This window comes from Cupriavidus basilensis OR16, from assembly GCF_000243095.1.
Lineage (GTDB): Bacteria > Pseudomonadota > Gammaproteobacteria > Burkholderiales > Burkholderiaceae > Cupriavidus > Cupriavidus basilensis_D.
Genome location: NZ_AHJE01000151.1, coordinates 1 through 17,823 on the forward strand (window position 1 = coordinate 1; position 17,823 = coordinate 17,823).

The following is a 17,823-nucleotide window of genomic DNA, read 5'->3' on the forward strand; positions in this document are numbered from 1 at the left end:
GGCCCGGGTGTCTTCGGCATGCTCGGGGGATAGGCGAAAGCCGGTCAGGTAGGGCCAGGACAGCCGGTCGCTCGGCGCATCGATGACCGCGACCGCGAACCCGTTGTCGACGAAGAGCTGGCGCGAGCGCACCAGGAAATTGCCGGCGCCCCAGCCAACGCTACCGTTGGGGTAGATGTTCAGGCCGCCATGCCCGCCCGCGTAGAGGATCACCGCGGCCTTGGGCTGCGCGGGCGCAAGATAGAGGAAGCGCTGCGTCACGCCAGGGCGGGTCGGGATGTCGACCACCTGCGGCGCCGTCTGAGCCCGCGCCGCCAGCGTGCAGAGCAGCAGCATGACGCATAGCCCTGCCTGGCGCAGCAATCCCAACGGCGTGTTTTGGGGGTGGCAAGGCATGGGTTATCTCTTTCAGGGGGGGATTGTCCGGCGGGCACGACGCTCGTGGCTGCGGTTGAAGATAGCACCGGCCGCCGGCGCGGCCAATCCGCGCTAACACCCGCCATGCCGGCTACGCCCCAGCGCTGACCCGGTACACGCAGCGGCGCGCATTGCTCAGCAGGTGCTCCTCGCGCGTGACGGTGGCTTGCACGCCGACGACCTCCTGGAAGATCCGCAATTCCGCGCGGCAGAATCCCTGGCAGGTCTGCGCGGCGGCGCAGATCGGGCAATGGTCCTCGATCAGCAGCCAGTCCTTGCCGTCTTGCTCAAGGCGCGCCATATAGCCTTCGGCCTGGCGCAGTGCGGTGAGGGTAGCCAGCCGCTGTTTCAGTTCGCTCTGGCCGGCGACCGCCGCGAGATACTGCGCGCGGGTGTCGGCCTCGCGCTGTCCAATCAGCTTGTCCATCCCTTCCTCGCCGAACAACTGCCGTACCGATCCGATCAGCTGGATGGTGAGTTGCGCGTGGGTATCGGGAAAGCGGCCGTGGCCACTCGCGGTGAGAGCCCAGTCCTGGCGCGGCCGGCCAGCGCCACTGGCGCTTTGCTGGCGGCCCTCGATCAGCCCGGCGGCGAGCAGCTTCTGCACTTGCTGGCGCGCAGCCTCGGCGGTGCCACCCAGCGTCTGGGCGATCTGCGTGGTCGATGCCGCCCCCTTGGTCTTCAGCAGGAACAGGATGCGATCACCCGGAGAACCTGTAGGGTTATCCAAGTTATTGTTTGCGTAATTCATGGGCGCGTCCTAATATCCAAAAACTGTCTTGGATATTAGGGCAGGCGGGCGGCATTGTCGAGTCCGCCTTGCGTCTGGCCAAGCCGATCATGCTGTCTCTCTCAAAGAAATCGTCCTATGCAAGCCACGCGCACCCAACACGCATCGCGCCAGCTCACTATGCTCAATCCGCCCGGCCTTTACGATCCTAGTGCCAACGGTTACTCCCACGTGGCCATGGTCGCGCCCGGCGCGGGCCTGGTCTGCGTGGCCGGGCAGGGTGGGGAGCACCCGGACGGCAGCTTGCCAGGCAGCTTCGAGGCGCAGGTGCGCCAGGCGTTCGACAACCTGGGCGTGGCGCTGGCCGCCGCGGGCTCGCAGCTGCGCCATGTGGCCAAGCTGACCGTGCTGGTGGTGGATCACGACGAGGCGCGCCTGCGCGTGCTGGCGGCGGCGGTAGAGCGGGCTTGGGGCGATGCGCCAAAGCCGGCGTGCACGCTGATTCCGGTGCCGCGGCTGGCGCTTGACGGGATGTTGTTCGAGGTGGAGGCGCTGGCCGTGGCGGATGCCGCCTGACAGATGCCAATGCGAATGGTGACGCCGCCGCCGTGCTCAGGCCGCCAGCTTGGGTTGCCGGGACGGCTGAGGCTGTCCCGCCTGGGCCTCGCCAAACTGAGGATGGCGCGCGAACAGCTCCGCGGCCCAGTTGACGAACACGCGCACCTTGGCCGACAGGTGGCGGTTCTGCGGATACATCGCGGCGATCGGCAGCGAGTCCGTGGGCCAGTCGGCCAGCACTTCGACCAGCCGGCCACTTTCCACATAGGGCAGCGCCATGGCGCGCGCGATGCGGGCGATGCCGTGGCCTTCCAGCGCGCAGCCTACGTAGACGTCGGCATCGTTGGTGGAAATGGCCGACGGCAGCAGCATTTCCGTGCGCTGCTCGCCTTGCCCGAGTGGCCACGGTATTTCGCGGCCGGTGCGGTTGGACAGGTAGTTGACGGCCCGGTGCTGCGTCAGCTCGCTGGGCTGAGTGGGCGTGCCATTGCGGTTGAGATAGAGCGGCGAGGCGTAGAACCCCAAGCGCAGCAGGCCGATGCGGCGCGCCACCATGGTGTCGTCCACCGGGTCGCCCACGCGCAGCACCACGTCCACGCCTTCCTTGAGCAGGTCGATGGGCTTGCCGTTGATGGTGAGTTCCATCTTGAGCTCGGGGTAGGCGGCAAAAAACTCGTTCAGCTTGGGGATCAGCACCAACTGCGCCAGCCCGGCGGTGGTGTCCACGCACAGCGTGCCGCGCGGCGTGTTGTTCTGGTGGGTGAGGGATTGCTCGGCCTCCTCCACGTCCGCCAGGATCCGCACGCAGCGCTCGTAATAGGCGGCGCCGTCGGTGGTCACGCTGATGCGCCGGGTGGTCCGGTGCAGCAGCTTCACGCCGAGATGGGTTTCCAGGTTCTGGATCAGCCGGGTGAGCGTGGCCTTGGGCAGGTCCATGGCCTCGGCCGCGCGCGCAAAGCTGCCCACATCTACCACGCGGGTGAAGGCCTGCATTGATACGAGACGATCCATGTTCACTCCCCTGGGTAAGGAAACAGGCAGGTCCGGCTGGCAGGGCAGGCACCGGGATGGGGTGCAGCCCGGCGCGGCCCAGGACGGGTTGCGCGGCTGCGCGAGAGCGGGAGTGGATCACAAAATGGATGACCTTGCACAGCGAAGGGTCTCCCGGGCGCCACATGCCCGATTATTTCACCGGGGAAACAGTGCATTGGTAAAGCCTCGCTTTATCCCACCTTCATCAACCACCATAATTCGGTGCATCGCAATATGCAATGGATGCGTCGCCCTCGCGCCGCACGTGACCGACATGTCGCCTACGCAAACGAAAGCCGCCGCCGCAACCTTGGCCGCCGAACTGGCCGAGGGTCGCGTGACCGAGCACGCGGTGGATAGCAGTGGCCGCACGATCACGGTGCGCCTGAACTACCCGCCGGGCTATCCGCAGGGCAAGGCCGCGCCGTTGCTGCCGTGGCTGATCTACCTGCACGCGGGTGGCTTCGTTGAGGGCAGCCTGGAAAAATCCCAGCGCGTGGCGCGCTCCCTGGCCGTTAGCGTGCCTGCGGTGGTGGTCACGCCGGCATATTCGCTGGCCCCCGATTTTCCGTTCCCGGCGGCGCCGGAGGACGTGTTTCATACCGCCGAATGGGTGCTGCGCCATGCGCGCCGCCTTAAAGTGGACAAGCTGCGCTTTGCCCTGGTGGGCGAAGAAGCGGGCGGCAACCTGGCGATCGCGTTGTCGCAGATGCTGCGCGACCGCGGCCTGCCCGAGCCGCGCGCGCAGTGGCTGATCCGCCCGGTGACCGACCCGTGCCTGCAGCACGCATCGTGCGCGGTCGGGCAGGGCGGACGCAGCGTGCCGCTGGAAATGCTGCAGCGCCTGGCGGGTTATTACCGCGATTACCTGCCTACCCCGGCCGCCAGCGTGCATCCCTATGCGGCCCCGGCGCTGGCCTCGCGGTTGGCCGGCCTGCCGCCCACCTTTGTGCAGGTGGCAGAAGAAGATGCATTGCGTGCCGAAGGCGAAGCCTTCGTCAGCCGCCTGCAGACGGCCAGCGTGCCGGCGCAGGTCCAGATCATGGCCGGTGCCTGTGGCGCCGGCGTGGAAGTGTCCCACGACCGATGTCAGGTGTGGATAAACGAAGGCGCGCTCTACCTGCAAGGCTATCTTGCCGGCGGCGACGACGCCTCACCCAAGGCCGAACGCCAGACAGGAGCCAGCCCGCCCGGCTGATCCCGCGTTACCAATAAGCCAAGCCGGCCTGCGACAAGCAGGCGTACCGGGCGCGCTGCCTTTGCGCGCTCCGGCGGGGGCGTTCGTCCTATTTTTGCTTTCCAGTTGAAGAAAACCCGCAGACGGAACACGGAGTCAAGAAAATGAATCAGCAAACTCGACGCACCATGATTGCCCTGGCTATCGTCGCAGTGCTCGGCGCTGGCCTGGCCACCTCGATCTTCAAGCCCTGGCACGCCGGCGAGGCGCAGGCCGTGCCTGGCCCGGCAGCGCCCGCCACCGTGGACGTGGCAGCCGCACTGGGCAAGACCATCACCGAATGGGACGAGTTCTCGGGCCGTCTGGAAGCGGTGGACCGGGTCGAGATTCGCGCCCGCGTTGGCGGCACCATCGACGCCGTGCACTTCCGTGAAGGCGCGCTGGTGAAGAAGGGCGATCCGCTGTTTACCATCGACCCGCGTCCTTATGCCGCGGAGGTAGCGCGCGCCGAAGCCGCATTGGCCGCCGCGCAAGTGCGTGCCAGCCAAGCGCAGACTGAACTGGCCCGCGCGCAGCGCCTGGTGCAGGACAACGCGGTATCGCGCCGCGAGTTCGACGAGCGCGATAACGGCTCGCGTGAAGCCATCGCCAACGTGCGCGCCGCGCAGGCTTCGCTGGAAGTGGCTCGCCTTAACCTGGCCTATACGCGTATCACCGCGCCGGTCAGCGGGCGCGTATCGCGTGCCGAGATCACGGTTGGCAACCTGGTGGCGGCCGGTGCCGGCACGCCGGTGCTGACCACGGTGGTGTCGGTCTCGCCGGTGTACGCCAGCTTTGAACTCGATGAGCAGACCTACCTGCGCTATACGGCGAGCACGGCGTCCGCAGCGGCCGGCGCCGATGGTGGCCAGTCAAAGCTGCCAGTGTTCCTGGGCCTGGCCAACGAAGAGGACTATCCGCGCGAGGGCCGCATCCAGTCGGTGGACAACCGGCTCGACACCAAGAGCGGCACCATCCGTGTGCGTGCCGTGTTCGACAACCCGGACGGCCGCCTGCTGCCCGGGCTGTACGCGCGCATCAAGCTCGGCGGTGGCACGCCGCACCCGGTGGTGCTGATCAACGACCGTGCCATCGGCACCGACCAGGGCAAGAAGTTCGTGCTGGTGCTCGATGGCGCCAACAAGCTGGCGTACCGCGAAGTCACGCTCGGGCCCTCGTATGATGGGCTGCGCGTGATCCGCCAGGGTTTGAAGGCCGACGAGAAGATCGTGGTCAATGGCCTGCAGCGCGTGCGCCCCGGTATCACGGTCGCGCCCAAGCCGGTCGACATGGCGTTCAAGCGCGAACTGGACCAACGCGGCGAATCGGCTGACCGCAAGCAGGCGGCCAACGAGAAGGCCAGCGGGAAGACCACCGACAAGGCAGCCGATGGCAAACCGGTGACCTGAGTCGTGATCCGCGTGCGCTGACCATTTTTTGCTTCCCCGCTCCACATGGCGCCTGCCATTCAGGCCGCCAGGGGGAGCCCTTTTGCCAAGACTGCCGAGACTGAGATGAATCTCTCGAAATTCTTTATCGACCGGCCTATCTTTGCCGGCGTGCTATCGGTGCTGATCTTCCTGATCGGCGCCATCTCGATGTTCAAGCTACCCATCTCGGAGTATCCCGAGGTGGTACCGCCGTCCGTGGTGGTGCGCGCGCAGTATCCCGGCGCCAACCCCAAGGTGATTGCCGCTACCGTGGCGTCCCCGCTGGAGGAGCAGATCAATGGCGTCGAAGACATGCTCTACATGTCGTCGCAAGCCAATAGCGACGGCCTGCTGACGCTGACCGTGACCTTCAAGCTCGGCACCGATCCGGACAAGGCCCAGCAGCTCGTGCAGAACCGCGTGGCGCAGGCTGAGCCGCGCCTGCCGGAAGACGTGCGGCGTCTGGGCATCACCACGGTGAAAAGCTCGCCCGACCTGACCATGGTGGTCCACCTGGTCTCGCCGAACGACCGCTACGACATGACCTACCTGCGCAACTACGCGGTGATCAACGTCAAGGACCGCCTCGCGCGGATCCAGGGCGTGGGCCAGGTGCAGTTGTTCGGGTCGGGCGACTATTCCATGCGCGTGTGGCTTAACCCCGAGAAGATGGCCGAGCGCAAGCTGGTGGCCGCCGACGTGGTCAAGGCCATCCGCGAGCAGAACGTGCAGGTGGCCGCCGGCGTGATCGGCGCCTCGCCCGCGCTGCCGGGCGCTGACCTGCAGCTGTCGGTGAATGCGCAGGGCCGCCTGGAAACCGTGGAGGCCTTCGGCGACATCATCGTGGCCACCTCGGCCGATGGCGGCGTGACCTACCTGAAGGACGTGTCGCGCATCGAGCTGGGCGCGTCGGAGTATGCGCTGCGCTCGCTGCTGGACAACAAGTCCGCGGTGGCCATTCCGATTTTCCAGGCCCCGGGCTCCAACGCCATCCAGATCTCGGACGACGTGCGCAAGACCATGGAGGAGCTCAAGCAGAACTTCCCCGACGGCGTGGACTACAGCATCGTCTATGACCCGACGCAGTTCGTGCGCCATAGCATCGAGGCCGTGACCCACACGCTGTTCGAAGCCATCGCCCTGGTGGTGCTGGTGGTGATCCTGTTCCTGCAGACGTGGCGCGCCTCGGTGATTCCGCTGCTGGCGGTGCCGGTGTCGATCGTGGGGACGTTCGGGCTGATGCATGCCTTTGGCTTCTCGATCAATGCGTTGTCTCTCTTCGGGCTGGTGCTTGCCATCGGGATCGTGGTGTGGTGGACGATGCGATCGTGGTGGTGGAGAACGTCGAGCGGAACATCGCCGAGGGGTTATCTCCAAAAGAGGCCACCTACAAGGCCATGCGCGAAGTCAGCGGCCCGATCATCGCGATCGCGCTGACGCTGATCGCGGTGTTCGTGCCGCTGGCCTTCATGACGGGCCTGACCGGTCAGTTCTACAAGCAGTTCGCGCTGACCATCGCCATCTCGACCATCATCTCGGCCTTCAACTCGCTGACGCTGTCACCGGCCTTGTCCGCGCTGCTGCTGCGCGGCCACGACGCGCCCAAGGACTGGCTCTCGCGCGGCATGGACCGGGTGCTGGGGGGCTTCTTTGGCCGCTTCAACCGTTTCTTTGGCGCCAGCGCCGAGCGTTACGGCAAGGGCGTGAAGGGCGTGATCTCGCGCAAGACGGCGGTGTTCGGCGTGTACGCCGTGATGCTGGCGCTGACCTGGGGCGTGTTCCAGCTGGTGCCCAAGGGCTTTGTGCCGGCGCAGGACAAGCAGTACCTGGTGAGCTTTGCCAAGCTGCCTGACGGCGCCACGCTGGACCGTACCGAAGACGTGATCCGCCAGATGTCCGATATCGCGCTCAAGCAACCGGGCGTGGAGTCGGCGATTGCCTTCCCGGGCCTGTCGATCAACGGCTTTACCAACAGCCCGAGCGCCGGCATCGTCTTTGTCTCGCTCAAGCCGTTTGAAGAACGCAAGACCAAGGAATTGTCAGGCAACGCCATCGCGCAGCAGCTCAATGGCAAATACGCCGCGATCCAGGACGCGTTCATCGCCGTGTTCCCGCCGCCGCCCGTGCAGGGCCTGGGCACCATTGGCGGCTTCAAGATGATGATCGAGGACCGCGCCGCGCTGGGTTACGACGCTTTGTTCGACGCTACCAACGCCTTCACCACCAAGGCGCGGGCCACGCCTGAACTGGCCGGTATCTTTACCAATTACCAGGTCAACGTGCCGCAGCTGGACGTGAAGCTGGATCGGGTGAAGGCCAAGCAGCTGGGCGTGCCGGTGACGGATGTGTTCGACACGCTGCAGACCTACCTCGGCTCGGCCTACGTCAACGATTTCAACAAGTTCGGCCGGACGTACCAGGTCAAGGTCCAGGCGGATGCGCAGTTCCGCGCCCACGCCGAGGACATCCTGCAACTGAAGACGCGCAACAGCGCAGGCGACATGGTGCCGCTGTCATCGCTGCTCACCGTCAACCATGGCTTTGGCCCGGACAGCGTGATCCGCTACAACGGCTTTACCGCGGCCGACATGAACGGCGGGCCGGCACCGGGCTTTTCCTCGGGCCAGGCGCAAGCCGCGGCGGAACGCATCGCCGCCGAGACGCTGCCCAAGGGCATCAAGTTCGAGTGGACGGACCTGACCTACCAGGACATCCTGGCCGGCAACGCGGGGGTGTGGATTTTCCCGCTGTGCGTGCTGCTGGTGTTCCTGGTGCTGGCCGCGCAGTACGAAAGCCTGACCTTGCCGCTGGCCGTGATCCTGATCGTGCCCCTCAGCTTGCTGGCCGCCATGACCGGTGTGTGGCTGACCAAGGGGGACAACAACATCTTCACGCAGATTGGTTTCATCGTGCTGGTGGGGCTGTCAGCGAAGAACGCGATCCTGATCGTGGAGTTCGCGCGGGAGCTGGAGCATGAGGGCCGCTCCATCGTGGCTGCTGCCATTGAAGCCAGCCGCCTGCGCCTGCGCCCGATCTTGATGACGTCGTTCGCGTTCATCATGGGTGTGGTGCCGCTGGTGGTGTCGACCGGCGCGGGCGCCGAGATGCGCCATGCGATGGGCGTGGCGGTGTTCGCCGGCATGCTGGGCGTGACCTTCTTCGGGCTGTTCCTGACCCCGGTGTTCTACGTGGCGCTGCGCATGCTGGCGACCCGTGGCGAGCGCCGCAAGGTGTCGGACGCGCCGTCGGCGAGCCACAAGGCTATCGCCTCCGCTGAGTAAGGGTGATCGACATGAACGCAACATTGACATCCAAGATGACATCGATACTCCCCGCGGCGCTGCCGCGCCTGGCCACGCTGGCCGTGGCCCTGATCCTGGCGGGCTGCTCGCTGGCGCCGACCTACAAGGTGCCGGAAAGCGCCACCGCCGCCACGCCGGCCTACAAGGAAGCGATGGCCGCGCAAGCCGAAGGCACGCAGTGGAAAGTGGCCACCCCGGCCGAAGGCGCGCAGCGTGGCGAATGGTGGAAGATCTTCGGCGATGCCGATCTCGACCGCCTGATCGCCACCGCGACCGAATCCAACCAGGACCTGGCGATTGCCGCGGCACGCCTCAAGCAGGCCCGCGCCTTCACCGGCGTGGCCGAGGCCGACCAGTATCCGCAGTTGAGCGTGGGGCTGGACCCGACCCGCACGCAATTGTCGGCCGCCTCGCAAGGCCTGCCCGACGGCACCAAGGTGGCGCCGCAGACCGTGCTCAGGGCACGCGCCTTTGCCAGCTACGAGCTTGACCTGTTCGGCCGCGTGGCCGACAACGTCAAGGCGGCGCGCGCCGAAGGCGATGCGGCGCAAGACCTGTATCGCTCGGTGCAACTGGCGCTGCAGGCGGACGTGGCGCAAGCCTACTTCGCGCTGCGCACGCTGGACAGCGAGCGCGACCTGCTCAACGCCACCATCACCCTGCGCGAGGACGCGCTCAAGCTGCTCAAGCGCCGCTTCGACGAAGGCGAAACCACCGACCTGGATCCTGCCCGCGCCGAAGCCGAACTCGGCACGGCACGCGCGGACCTGGCTGGCATCGAGCGCCGCCGCGCCAACCAGGAGCATGCGCTGGCGGTGCTGACCGGCGCGCCGCCGGCCGCCTTCACGCTGGCCGCGCGTCCGCTGGACGCGGCGCTGATCGCCGTGCCGGCGGGGCTGCCCTCCGATTTGCTGGAGCGCCGTCCCGACATCGCGCAAGCCGAGCGCCTGATGGCGGCTGCCAATGCGCGCATCGGCGTGGCGAAGGCCGCGTTCTATCCGCGCATCACGCTGAGCGGCTTGTTCGGCTTTGAGTCGAGCGACCTGTCGAACCTGTTCAAGTGGTCCTCCAGCGCGTGGGCGCTGGGGCCGCTGATCGGCAGCACGATCGCCGCCCCGATCTTCGACGGCGGCCGCAACAAGGCCAACCTGGCGGCGGCACGCGCGCAGCACGAAGAGGCGGTGGCGACCTACCGCCAGAGCGTGCTGACGGCCATGCGCGAAGTGGAAGACAGCCTGGCCGACGTGCGCTGGCTGAGCCAGCAGGCTGGCGCCTTGGACGGCGCGCTGGGCGGCGCCCGCCGCGCGGCCAAGATCTCCCGCAGCCGTTACGAGGCGGGCGCGGTGGATTACCTGACCGTGATCGACGCGGACCGGACGGTGCTGCAGTCGCAGCGCGACGCCAACCAAGTGGCCGGGCTGCGTGCCTCCGCCACGGTCGCGCTGGTACGCCGGCTGGGCGGCGGGTGGGGGCCGTTGCCGGATGCCACACCCAGCGTGGCGCAGGCCGGCCCTGGCCCGCTGGCGTCGAACCGCTGAGTCCTGGCGCCAAGCCATCAAGACGCGGTAACCGTCCTAGCGCGGTTGCCGCGTTCTGTCGTTTACCGCGCCAACGCAGCGAGCAAAGCTGACTACACTAAAAGTGAACGCATCGCGGCCACCCCAGCCGGAAAGGGCCGCAAGCCTCACCGCGGCCAGCCGGCGCATTGATCGTCCAGGCCCCCACCATGAGCAGGCGGCGAACCCACAGAAGGCGGACCCACAAACGGCGGAACCTGTTCGTCGCGCTCCTGGTTGTGGTGGGCGCGGCAGCCGTGCTGATGTTCCCGTTGCCGCAGTCGTGGCGCGCCGTCACGCATATCGTCAACGAGGTGACGATCGCGCAACCCGATACCGTGGTGTTCGAATACGTTTCCACACCCGCCAACTGGCCCAACTGGCATCCATCCTCGCTTGCTGTGACCGGCGCAGCGGCTGGTCATTCGCTCTTGGCTGGCGAGCAGGTGACCGAGACCTTCTCGGTAGCCGGGCGCCGCGGCCAAGTGGTGTGGACCGCGGTGGAGCGCATCCCGCCCTCGGACTGGATGATCCAGGGCACCATCGATGGGCGCGCGGCGGGCGCGGTCCGCTACACGCTCGCCCAGACGCCGGAGGGCACGCACTTCCGGCGCGAATTCACCTACGCCGCGCCGAACCTGCTGTTCGCGCTGACCAATTGGCTGCTGCTGCGCAAGCGGATTGAGGCGGAGTCGAGCGAGGCGGTTACGCGCTTGCGGGCGGTACTTGAGGCCCGCATGCCCTCGCCGGGCGCGGGCGACTGATCAGTGCGCCGCCTGGACCGCGCCGTCAGGGCTAGCCACCGGCCGAGCCAGCGCGAACAATAGCAAGGCACAGAACAACGCAGCCGCCAGGTTATAGCCCATTGCGCCAGCAAATGCGTGGGCATAGCGTTGCGCGCTGCCGATGCCGCCCTCGGCTTGCAGCACCCGCTGGAAGAACATGCCCGCGATGGCGATGCCGAAAGCGCCGCCCACTTGCTGCATGGTCGACACCAGTCCGGACGCCATGCCGGCCTGCGCTTCGCGTGCATGGCCAAGCACGAGATTGAGCAGCGGCGTCATCAGCATGCCTTGGGTCAGGCCGAACAGGACCAGCGCGGGCACCAGATGCCAGGGCACCAGCGTGGCGCCTGCCGTCACCACTTGCAGCGTCAGCGCGGCGTGGGCCGCAGCGTAGAGCAACGCCGCCACGGCCAGCGCGGCGTGCCCGAAACGTGCGACCAGCCGCGGCGCCCACATCGACGCGGCAACGAATCCCACGCTGGCTGGTGCGAACACGCTGCCGGCCAGCAGCGGGCTGACGCCTAGCCCGGCCTGCAGCAGCAGTGCAAAGCACAGGAAGAACGCGCTGGCCGTGGAGTACACCAGCAGCACCACCAGCGTGCCCAGCGCAAAGCGGCGCTGGCTGAACAGGGCGAGGTCCACCAGTGGCGCGGGCCGGTGCCTTTCCATGCGCACAAAACCGGCCAGCACAGCGGCGGCTAGCGCCAGCGAGGCAAAGGCCCAGCCCGGCCAGCCGCGTGCGGGGCCTTCCAGCAAGGGCACCAGCAGCAGCGTCAGCCCGGAGGCGGCCAGCAGCACGCCGGGCCAGTCCAGCCCGCTTGGCGGCAAGCCAGGCGCAGCCACGGCCCGCGATTCGGGGATGCGCCGCGTGGCCAGCATGGCGGCCGCGCCTACCGGGATGTTGATGAGGAAGATCAGGCGCCAGCCAAGGCCGAACAGGTCACTCTGCACCAGCAGGCCGCCCAGCACCTGGCCCGCGATGGCGGCCAGGCCGAGCGTCATGCCGAGCAGGCCGAAGGCGCGCCGGCGCCCGGCATCGTCAAAACTGACGCGGATCACGGCGTAGATCTGGGGGAACAGCAGCGCGGCGGCCGCGCCCTGCAGCACGCGCGCCGCAATCAGCAGTGCGGGGGTAGGGGCCATGCCGCACAGTGCAGAGGTCAGCGTGAAGCCGGCCATGCCGAGCGTGAACAGCCGCCGCCTGCCGTGAAGATCGCCAAGGCGGCTGCCGATGATCAACAGCACGCCGTAGGCAAGTTCGTAGGCCGCCACCACCGCGCCGACCTCGCCAAAGCTGGCCCTCAGGTCGGCCTGGATGGCGGGAATCGCCACATTGACCACGAACAGGTCGAAGACGGTGACAAAGCCGCCTAGCAGCAGCACAAGAAGTACGGGCAAGCCGGTTGGAGAGCGCATGGCGGGTCCTGGTGAACGGTCAGGCCCGCATTCTCAGTTGTCCATTAAAGTATTACAATTTAAGTACTTATGCTATTACATCAGGCAACAGGCTAACCCATGCCGCCACGCTCCCTAGACCGTACCCGCGCCGCGCTGGCGGACTTCCTGCGCCAGCGGCGCGAGCGCATTTCGCCCGCGCAGGCGGGCCTGCCCAGTGCGGGCCGGCGCCGTACCCCGGGCCTGCGCCGCGAAGAGGTGGCGGCGCTGGCCGGCGTGGGCCTGACCTGGTACACCTGGCTGGAGCAGGGGCGCGAGATCGGTGTCTCGGCGGCGTTCCTGGAGAGCCTGGCGCGCGTGCTCCGGCTGGACGCCGCCGAGCGGCGCCACCTGTTCCTGCTGGCGCACCAGCGCCCGCCCGCCGAGAGCGGGCGCACCTGGTGCATCGTGCCGCCACTGGTGCGCAGGTTGATGGACGACCTGCCGCTGCGGCCTGCCTATGTGCTCAACCTGCGCTGGGATGTGCTGGCGTGGAACGCGGCGGCCGAGCGCGTGTTCGGTTTTGGCGCTTGCGCGCCGGGCCACCGCAATATGCTGCGCATGATTTTCCTGGACCCTGCCATGCGCGAGCGTTTTGACGGCTGGGAGGCGCAGGCGCCGCAGATGCTGGCGAGCTTTCGCCGTGACCTGGCCCGCGCGCCGGACGATCCGACCTTGCTTGAGCTGGTGGACGAGCTGGAATGCGCGGCGCCGGATTTCAGGCAATGGTGGCGCCAGCACGATGTGCAGGGTGTCTGCACGGGCATCCGCGCGTTGCGGCTGGACGCGGTGGGCACGGTGCGCTGCGAGCACACCACGCTCACCGCGGACGAGGAGCGTCACTTGCGGCTGGTGGTCTATGCGGCGGTGGCGGGGGAGCCGGGCAGCGCGGCGTTCGAAGCCTGGCTGGCCAGCGGCAGCGATGCGCGCGCGCCAGCCGCCGTATACTGATCGTGCAATTCATTTGGAGTAGATGGTGTCAGTAGAAAACCCGGCGTCCACCGCAGGACGCGCCCCAGAAACGGCGACTACGCCGGAGCCGGCAGCGCAGGCATTGCCGCCCAGGCCCGTGGCGCCGCCCACGCCGGATATCAACGATTGCTGCGGCAATGGCTGCGAGCCCTGCATCTTCGACCTGCACGCCGAGGCGATGGCGCAGTATCGCGCCGACCTGAAGGCTTGGCTGGCGCTCGCCGGCCAGACGGCCGATAGCGGTGCGGGCGCGGGCGGTCCCAGCTTCTGAATCGGCAAACGCACGCCACCCACGCACCACGCACAACACAAGGAGTCCCCCTTGACCGTCACCGACCGGAATATGCTGGCCGATCTCCACGCGTTCGTGCGGGACCATCCGCGCCTGCTGGTGCTGACCGGGGCCGGCATCAGCACCGATTCCGGCATTCCCGGCTACCGTGACGCGCAGGGCAACTGGCAGCGCACGCCGCCAGTGCAGGCCCAGGACTTCTTTCGCTCGCACGCCGTACGCCAGCGCTATTGGGCACGCAGCATGCTGGGCTGGCCGGTGCTGGCCAATGCGCAGCCGAACGCGGCGCACTTCGCGCTGGCGCAGCTGCAAACCGCCGGCTATGTGCGCCAGCTGATTACCCAGAACGTGGATGGCCTGCACCAGCGCGCCGGCAGCACCGGCGTGATCGAGCTGCATGGCCATGTGGGCAGCGTGATCTGCCTGCAATGCGGCACGCGCCGCCCGCGCGCCTCGCTGCAGGCGCAGCTCGAGGCGGACAACCTGGCGCTGGCAGAATTGCGCGCGCTGCCGGCTTCCGATGGCGATGCGCACCTGGAGCTGGCCAGCTTCGAGGCCGTCCGGATCCCTGCGTGCGGGCACTGTGGCGGCGTGCTGAAACCCGATGTGGTGTTCTTCGGGGAGTCGGTGCCGAGGGCGCGCGTGGATGCCTCGATGCAGGCGCTGGACGAATCCGATGCCTTGCTGGTGATCGGCTCGTCGCTGACGGTGTTCTCCGGCTACCGTTTCTGCCTGGCGGCAGAAAAACTGGGCAAGCCGGTGGCGGCGATCAACCTTGGCCAGACCCGTGCCGACGCGTTGCTGGCGTTGAAGGTGGATGCCTCGTGCGCAACGGCGCTGACGAGCCTGGCGGGGCGGCTGGACTTGCCCGCGGGTGTCGCCGCCAGCTAAGCGCGCTCAGGGCCCGCGCCGAGCCAGCGGATTGTCTGGGCCGGGCACCGGCAGCGTTGTTGCTGTTGTAGCGTCCGGCCAGCAGGCCGAATTGCGGGGTGGGGTGCCGTGGATGCGGTGCATGCGCAGGGCCGACGCCATGAACACGCGCTTTGTCGAAGCCTTCATGTGGGTGGCAAGGCTAGGCAGCTTTCGCGCGGCGGCCGAGAAGCTGCACATCACCCAGGCCGCCATGTCCAATCGCATTGCCTCGCTGGAGCAGGAAATCGGCGCGCGCGTGTTCGAACGCGAGGCGCGGGACCTGCGGCTCACGCCGGTGGGCCTGCGCCTGCTTGGCTACGGCGAGCGGCTCCTCGAGTTGCAGCGGGAGATCATGGTGCTGGGGCGCTCCGGCCACGAGTTGCTGGGGCTGGTGCGCATCGGCGCCATCGAGAGCGTGGTGCATACCTGGCTGGTCGACTTTCTGCGGCACCTGCAATCGTCGTATCCGGGCATCGAGGTGCAGATCACCTCCGAGACCACGGAAGGGTTGCACAAGACCTTGCGCGCCGGCGGCATCGATATTGCCTTGCAGACGGACCCTGCCGTGGGCGATGGCATCACCAGCACGCCGTGCCTGCCGATGGCGATCGGGTGGGTCGGGCCGCCCGGCACGGCGCAGCCGGACGAAGGGAAACTGGCCACGCTGCTGCAGCACCCGACCATCACCATGAGCCCGGGGTCGCAGCCGCACGTGGCGCTCAAGGAGTTGTACCGCAAGGCCGGGTTGCCCGTTGGCAAGGTGCATTGCGTGAGCTGATGCGGCGTCGGAGGCGATTCGCCTCGTGGCGGATCTGGCCTGCCGCGAATCGGATCGCTTCGTGCGCTCGCTGCCTGCACGCACGGCGATCGCGCCGATCATCAACTCACCGCTTCTTATTGGCGTGGCAACCGGAGAGTTTGATGAGCGAGATGTTTGCGAGCAAAAGTTTGGCGACAGTGAGCCTGGCAGGCATGGCCCCGCAGGGCATGCTGTTTGTCGCGTCGAATGTGGACGCGGCCGACGAGGCCGATTTCAATCAATGGTACGACCGCGAACACGTGGAAGAGCGCGCCCGCATCGCAGGCTTTATCTCCGCCGCGCGCTATGAAGCCGTGCAGGGCGGCCCGAAGTACCTCGGCCTGTATCGCACCGAGTCGCTCGGCGCGTTCACTTCCGCGGCCTACAAGGCAGCCTTTCGGCGGCAGACGCCGTGGTCGGTGGCCAACCTGGACCGCATGCGCCAGCCGATGCGCCGCGTGAGCGAAGTCACCGCCACGGTCGGGCAGGGCAGCGGCAGCTGGATTGCCGTGTTGCCGCTGGCGCAGCCGGAGGATCCGCTGGCACTGGTCGACCTGGTGGGCGAGGTCGGCGGGCAGCTGTCCGCGCAGCCCGGCTTTGTCCAGTCCTACCTGCTGATGCCCGACGCCGAGCTAAGCCAGCCGTTGCCCAAGGAGAGCCTGACGGACCGGCAGTTGCTGCCCATCCTGGTGATCGAGAGCAGCGCCGAAGCCGCGAGCGAGCAGGTACTGCAGGAAGCGGCAAAGCGCCTTGGCGTATCGACGCAGCAAGCCGCGCGCTATGCGCTCAAGTGGAAGCTGTTCGCCGTGGTCTCGCTGTGGCTGAGCCCGGAGGATTTCCAGGCGTGGGGCTGGCGCGTGCCGTTCCTGTCGAGCGTGCTGCTGGTGCTGTTCGGGCTGTGGCTGCGCAAGGGCGTTGAGGAAACCCCGCTGTTCAAGGAGATGGAAGCGCGCAAGAGCACGGCCAAGACCCCGATCAAGGAAGTGTTCGTGGATCACTGGCGGCGCCTGCTGGTGGCCGGCGGCGTGCGCATCGGCTCCGACGTGCTCTATGCGCTGGTGGTGGTGTTCACGCTGACCTACGTGACCAGCGTGCTGCACCTGTCCCGCCCGCTGGCGCTGACGGCAACCATGATCGGCGCGGCCTGCAACGCCATCGCGGTGCCCCTGTTCGGCAGCCTCTCCGACAAGCTCGGCCGCCGCCCGGTGTATATGACCGGGGCTGTGCTGGCGGTGGTGTGGGCCTTTGTGTTCTTCCGCCTGATGGACAGCGCGCAGCCGCTGCAGATCTGCGCGGCGGTGGTGGTCGGCCTGATCATCCACGCCATGATGTACGGCCCGCAGGCGGCCTTCGTGACGGAGCAGTTCCCCACGCGGGTGCGCTACGCCGGGTCATCGCTGGCCTATACGCTGGCGGGCATCGTGGGGGGCGGCTTCGCGCCGCTGATCATCGCCAGCCTGTACAAGTCGTACGGCTCCACGCTGGCGATCTCGCTCTATGTCAGCGCCGCCGTGGCGCTGACGCTGGTGGCCTTGCTCGTCGCCCGCGAAACGGCGAACAAGCCGCTCGAAAGCTGACCGGCTAGCCCTCGACCGCCGCCGCGAAGACCGTTTCGCGGCGGCCCTGCAGCAGCGCCCGGCGAAAGGAAACCACATGGGCCGTGACCGCGCCGGCCGCTGCCGCGGCGTCGCCGTCGCGCAGCGCCTTCAGGATGGCACGGTGCTCGGCGCCGACTTCGGCCAGGTGCCCCTCGGACGACAGCGAAATGGCCCAGAAGCGTTGCGAGCGCGCGTGCAGCACCTTGAGGATTTCAACCAGGATCGGGTTGCCCGATATTTGCGCGATTTCCTCGTGGAACAACCGGTCCAGGTTGGTCACCTCGGGCAGGTTGCGCTGTGCCACGGCGTCCTCCACCTGGCCCAGCAGGCTTTCCAGCTGTTGCAGGCCGGCGGCGGTGATGCGCTCGGCAGCCAGCCTGGCGCACAGCGTTTCGTTGGCCAGGCGCACATCGATCAAGTGCAGCGCATCGTCGATGGACAGCGGCGAGACCACCACGCCCTTGCGCGGCAGGATTTGCACCAGCCCTTCGTTGGCAAGCCGGTGCAGCGCCTGGTTGATGGGCGTGCGGCCAAGCTCGAGATCGTCGACCAGGGTGGAGATGTTGAGATGCTCGCCGGGGCGGTAGACCAGCGTGGTCAGCCGCTCCCGCAGGCCGGCGTAGGCCAGCTCATTCTGCGATGGTTCTTCGGTCCTGGCCCGGGCGCGCGATGTGCCGGCGCTACGGCGATCCACTGATGGCAAAACTCTCTCCCGACAACACGGCAATGCGTGCAAGGGCGATATCGTACTACCAAAGTCCGGCGCGAACGCTTGGGCCTTGAGTCTACG

The 17,823-nt window shown here is 67.4% G+C and carries 14 protein-coding genes and 2 pseudogenes; 11 read left to right on the top strand and 5 right to left on the bottom strand.

Annotation, left to right across the window (positions count from 1 at the left end; all coding sequences use genetic code 11):
- Together OR16_RS36180 and OR16_RS36185 are read right to left on the bottom strand one after the other, a co-directional pair.
- A pseudogene (locus OR16_RS36180) lies at nt 1-396 on the bottom strand (alpha/beta hydrolase); the annotation flags it as partial.
- A gap of 112 nt (nt 397-508) precedes the next feature.
- A complete protein-coding gene (locus tag OR16_RS36185) occupies nt 509-1,168 on the bottom strand; it encodes a helix-turn-helix transcriptional regulator (RefSeq protein ID WP_006163994.1) in 660 nt (219 codons plus the stop codon).
- A 117-nt stretch (nt 1,169-1,285) separates the two neighbouring features.
- On the opposite strand from OR16_RS36185, the gene OR16_RS36190 reads away from it, so the two are divergent.
- Nucleotides 1,286-1,723, top strand: coding sequence for a RidA family protein (locus tag OR16_RS36190; protein WP_006163996.1), 438 nt, complete (start codon nt 1,286-1,288; stop codon nt 1,721-1,723).
- 36 nt (nt 1,724-1,759) lie between these two features.
- Here the strand turns inward: OR16_RS36190 and OR16_RS36195 are convergent, their stop codons facing one another.
- Nucleotides 1,760-2,716 (bottom strand): LysR family transcriptional regulator, encoded by a 957-nt coding sequence (locus tag OR16_RS36195; RefSeq protein WP_043422522.1) that lies wholly within the window; start codon nt 2,714-2,716, stop codon nt 1,760-1,762.
- Nucleotides 2,717-3,011: 295 nt separating this feature from the next.
- Here OR16_RS36195 and OR16_RS36200 point away from each other — a divergent pair, with 295 nt between their 5' ends.
- From OR16_RS36200 to OR16_RS36220, 5 genes and pseudogenes are all read left to right on the top strand, one after another.
- A complete protein-coding gene (locus tag OR16_RS36200) occupies nt 3,012-3,935 on the top strand; it encodes an alpha/beta hydrolase (RefSeq protein WP_043422529.1) in 924 nt (307 codons plus the stop codon).
- Nucleotides 3,936-4,078: 143 nt separating this feature from the next.
- Nucleotides 4,079-5,362 carry an efflux RND transporter periplasmic adaptor subunit gene (locus OR16_RS36205; protein WP_043422525.1) on the top strand — a complete coding sequence of 428 codons (1,284 nt, stop codon included), beginning with the start codon at nt 4,079-4,081 and terminating at the stop codon, nt 5,360-5,362.
- A 105-nt stretch (nt 5,363-5,467) separates the two neighbouring features.
- Nucleotides 5,468-8,664: pseudogene (locus OR16_RS36210) on the top strand (efflux RND transporter permease subunit).
- Between the two features lie 35 nt (nt 8,665-8,699).
- Nucleotides 8,700-10,223, top strand: coding sequence for an efflux transporter outer membrane subunit (locus tag OR16_RS36215; protein ID WP_043422531.1), 1,524 nt, complete (start codon nt 8,700-8,702; stop codon nt 10,221-10,223).
- A 188-nt stretch (nt 10,224-10,411) separates the two neighbouring features.
- Entirely contained in the window at nt 10,412-11,005 is a 594-nt protein-coding gene (locus OR16_RS36220; protein WP_085961339.1) for an SRPBCC family protein, read from the top strand.
- On the opposite strand, the gene OR16_RS36225 is transcribed toward OR16_RS36220, so the two are convergent.
- Complete coding sequence (locus tag OR16_RS36225; RefSeq protein WP_050983216.1) at nt 11,006-12,442, bottom strand: MFS transporter; 1,437 nt, start codon at nt 12,440-12,442, stop codon at nt 11,006-11,008. It lies immediately after the preceding gene.
- A gap of 99 nt (nt 12,443-12,541) precedes the next feature.
- Here OR16_RS36225 and OR16_RS36230 point away from each other — a divergent pair, with 99 nt between their 5' ends.
- The 5 genes from OR16_RS36230 (at nt 12,542) to OR16_RS46860 (ending at nt 17,012) form a co-directional block, all read left to right on the top strand.
- Nucleotides 12,542-13,411 carry a helix-turn-helix transcriptional regulator gene (locus OR16_RS36230; RefSeq protein WP_006164008.1) on the top strand — a complete coding sequence of 290 codons (870 nt, stop codon included), beginning with the start codon at nt 12,542-12,544 and terminating at the stop codon, nt 13,409-13,411.
- A 22-nt stretch (nt 13,412-13,433) separates the two neighbouring features.
- Complete coding sequence (locus OR16_RS36235; RefSeq protein WP_063709630.1) at nt 13,434-13,703, top strand: oxidoreductase-like domain-containing protein; 270 nt, start codon at nt 13,434-13,436, stop codon at nt 13,701-13,703.
- Between the two features lie 51 nt (nt 13,704-13,754).
- Nucleotides 13,755-14,615: an NAD-dependent protein deacetylase gene (locus tag OR16_RS36240; protein ID WP_006164010.1), complete on the top strand. Its 861-nt coding sequence runs from the start codon at nt 13,755-13,757 to the stop codon at nt 14,613-14,615.
- 121 nt (nt 14,616-14,736) lie between these two features.
- Entirely contained in the window at nt 14,737-15,414 is a 678-nt protein-coding gene (locus tag OR16_RS36245; protein ID WP_006164011.1) for a LysR family transcriptional regulator, read from the top strand.
- Nucleotides 15,415-15,557: 143 nt separating this feature from the next.
- Nucleotides 15,558-17,012: an MFS transporter gene (locus OR16_RS46860; RefSeq protein ID WP_006164012.1), complete on the top strand. Its 1,455-nt coding sequence runs from the start codon at nt 15,558-15,560 to the stop codon at nt 17,010-17,012.
- Nucleotides 17,013-17,016: 4 nt separating this feature from the next.
- Here the strand turns inward: OR16_RS46860 and OR16_RS36255 are convergent, their stop codons facing one another.
- Nucleotides 17,017-17,727, bottom strand: a complete 711-nt coding sequence (locus tag OR16_RS36255; RefSeq protein ID WP_006164013.1) for a GntR family transcriptional regulator — start codon at nt 17,725-17,727, stop codon at nt 17,017-17,019.
- Nucleotides 17,728-17,823: the final 96 nt, after the last annotated feature.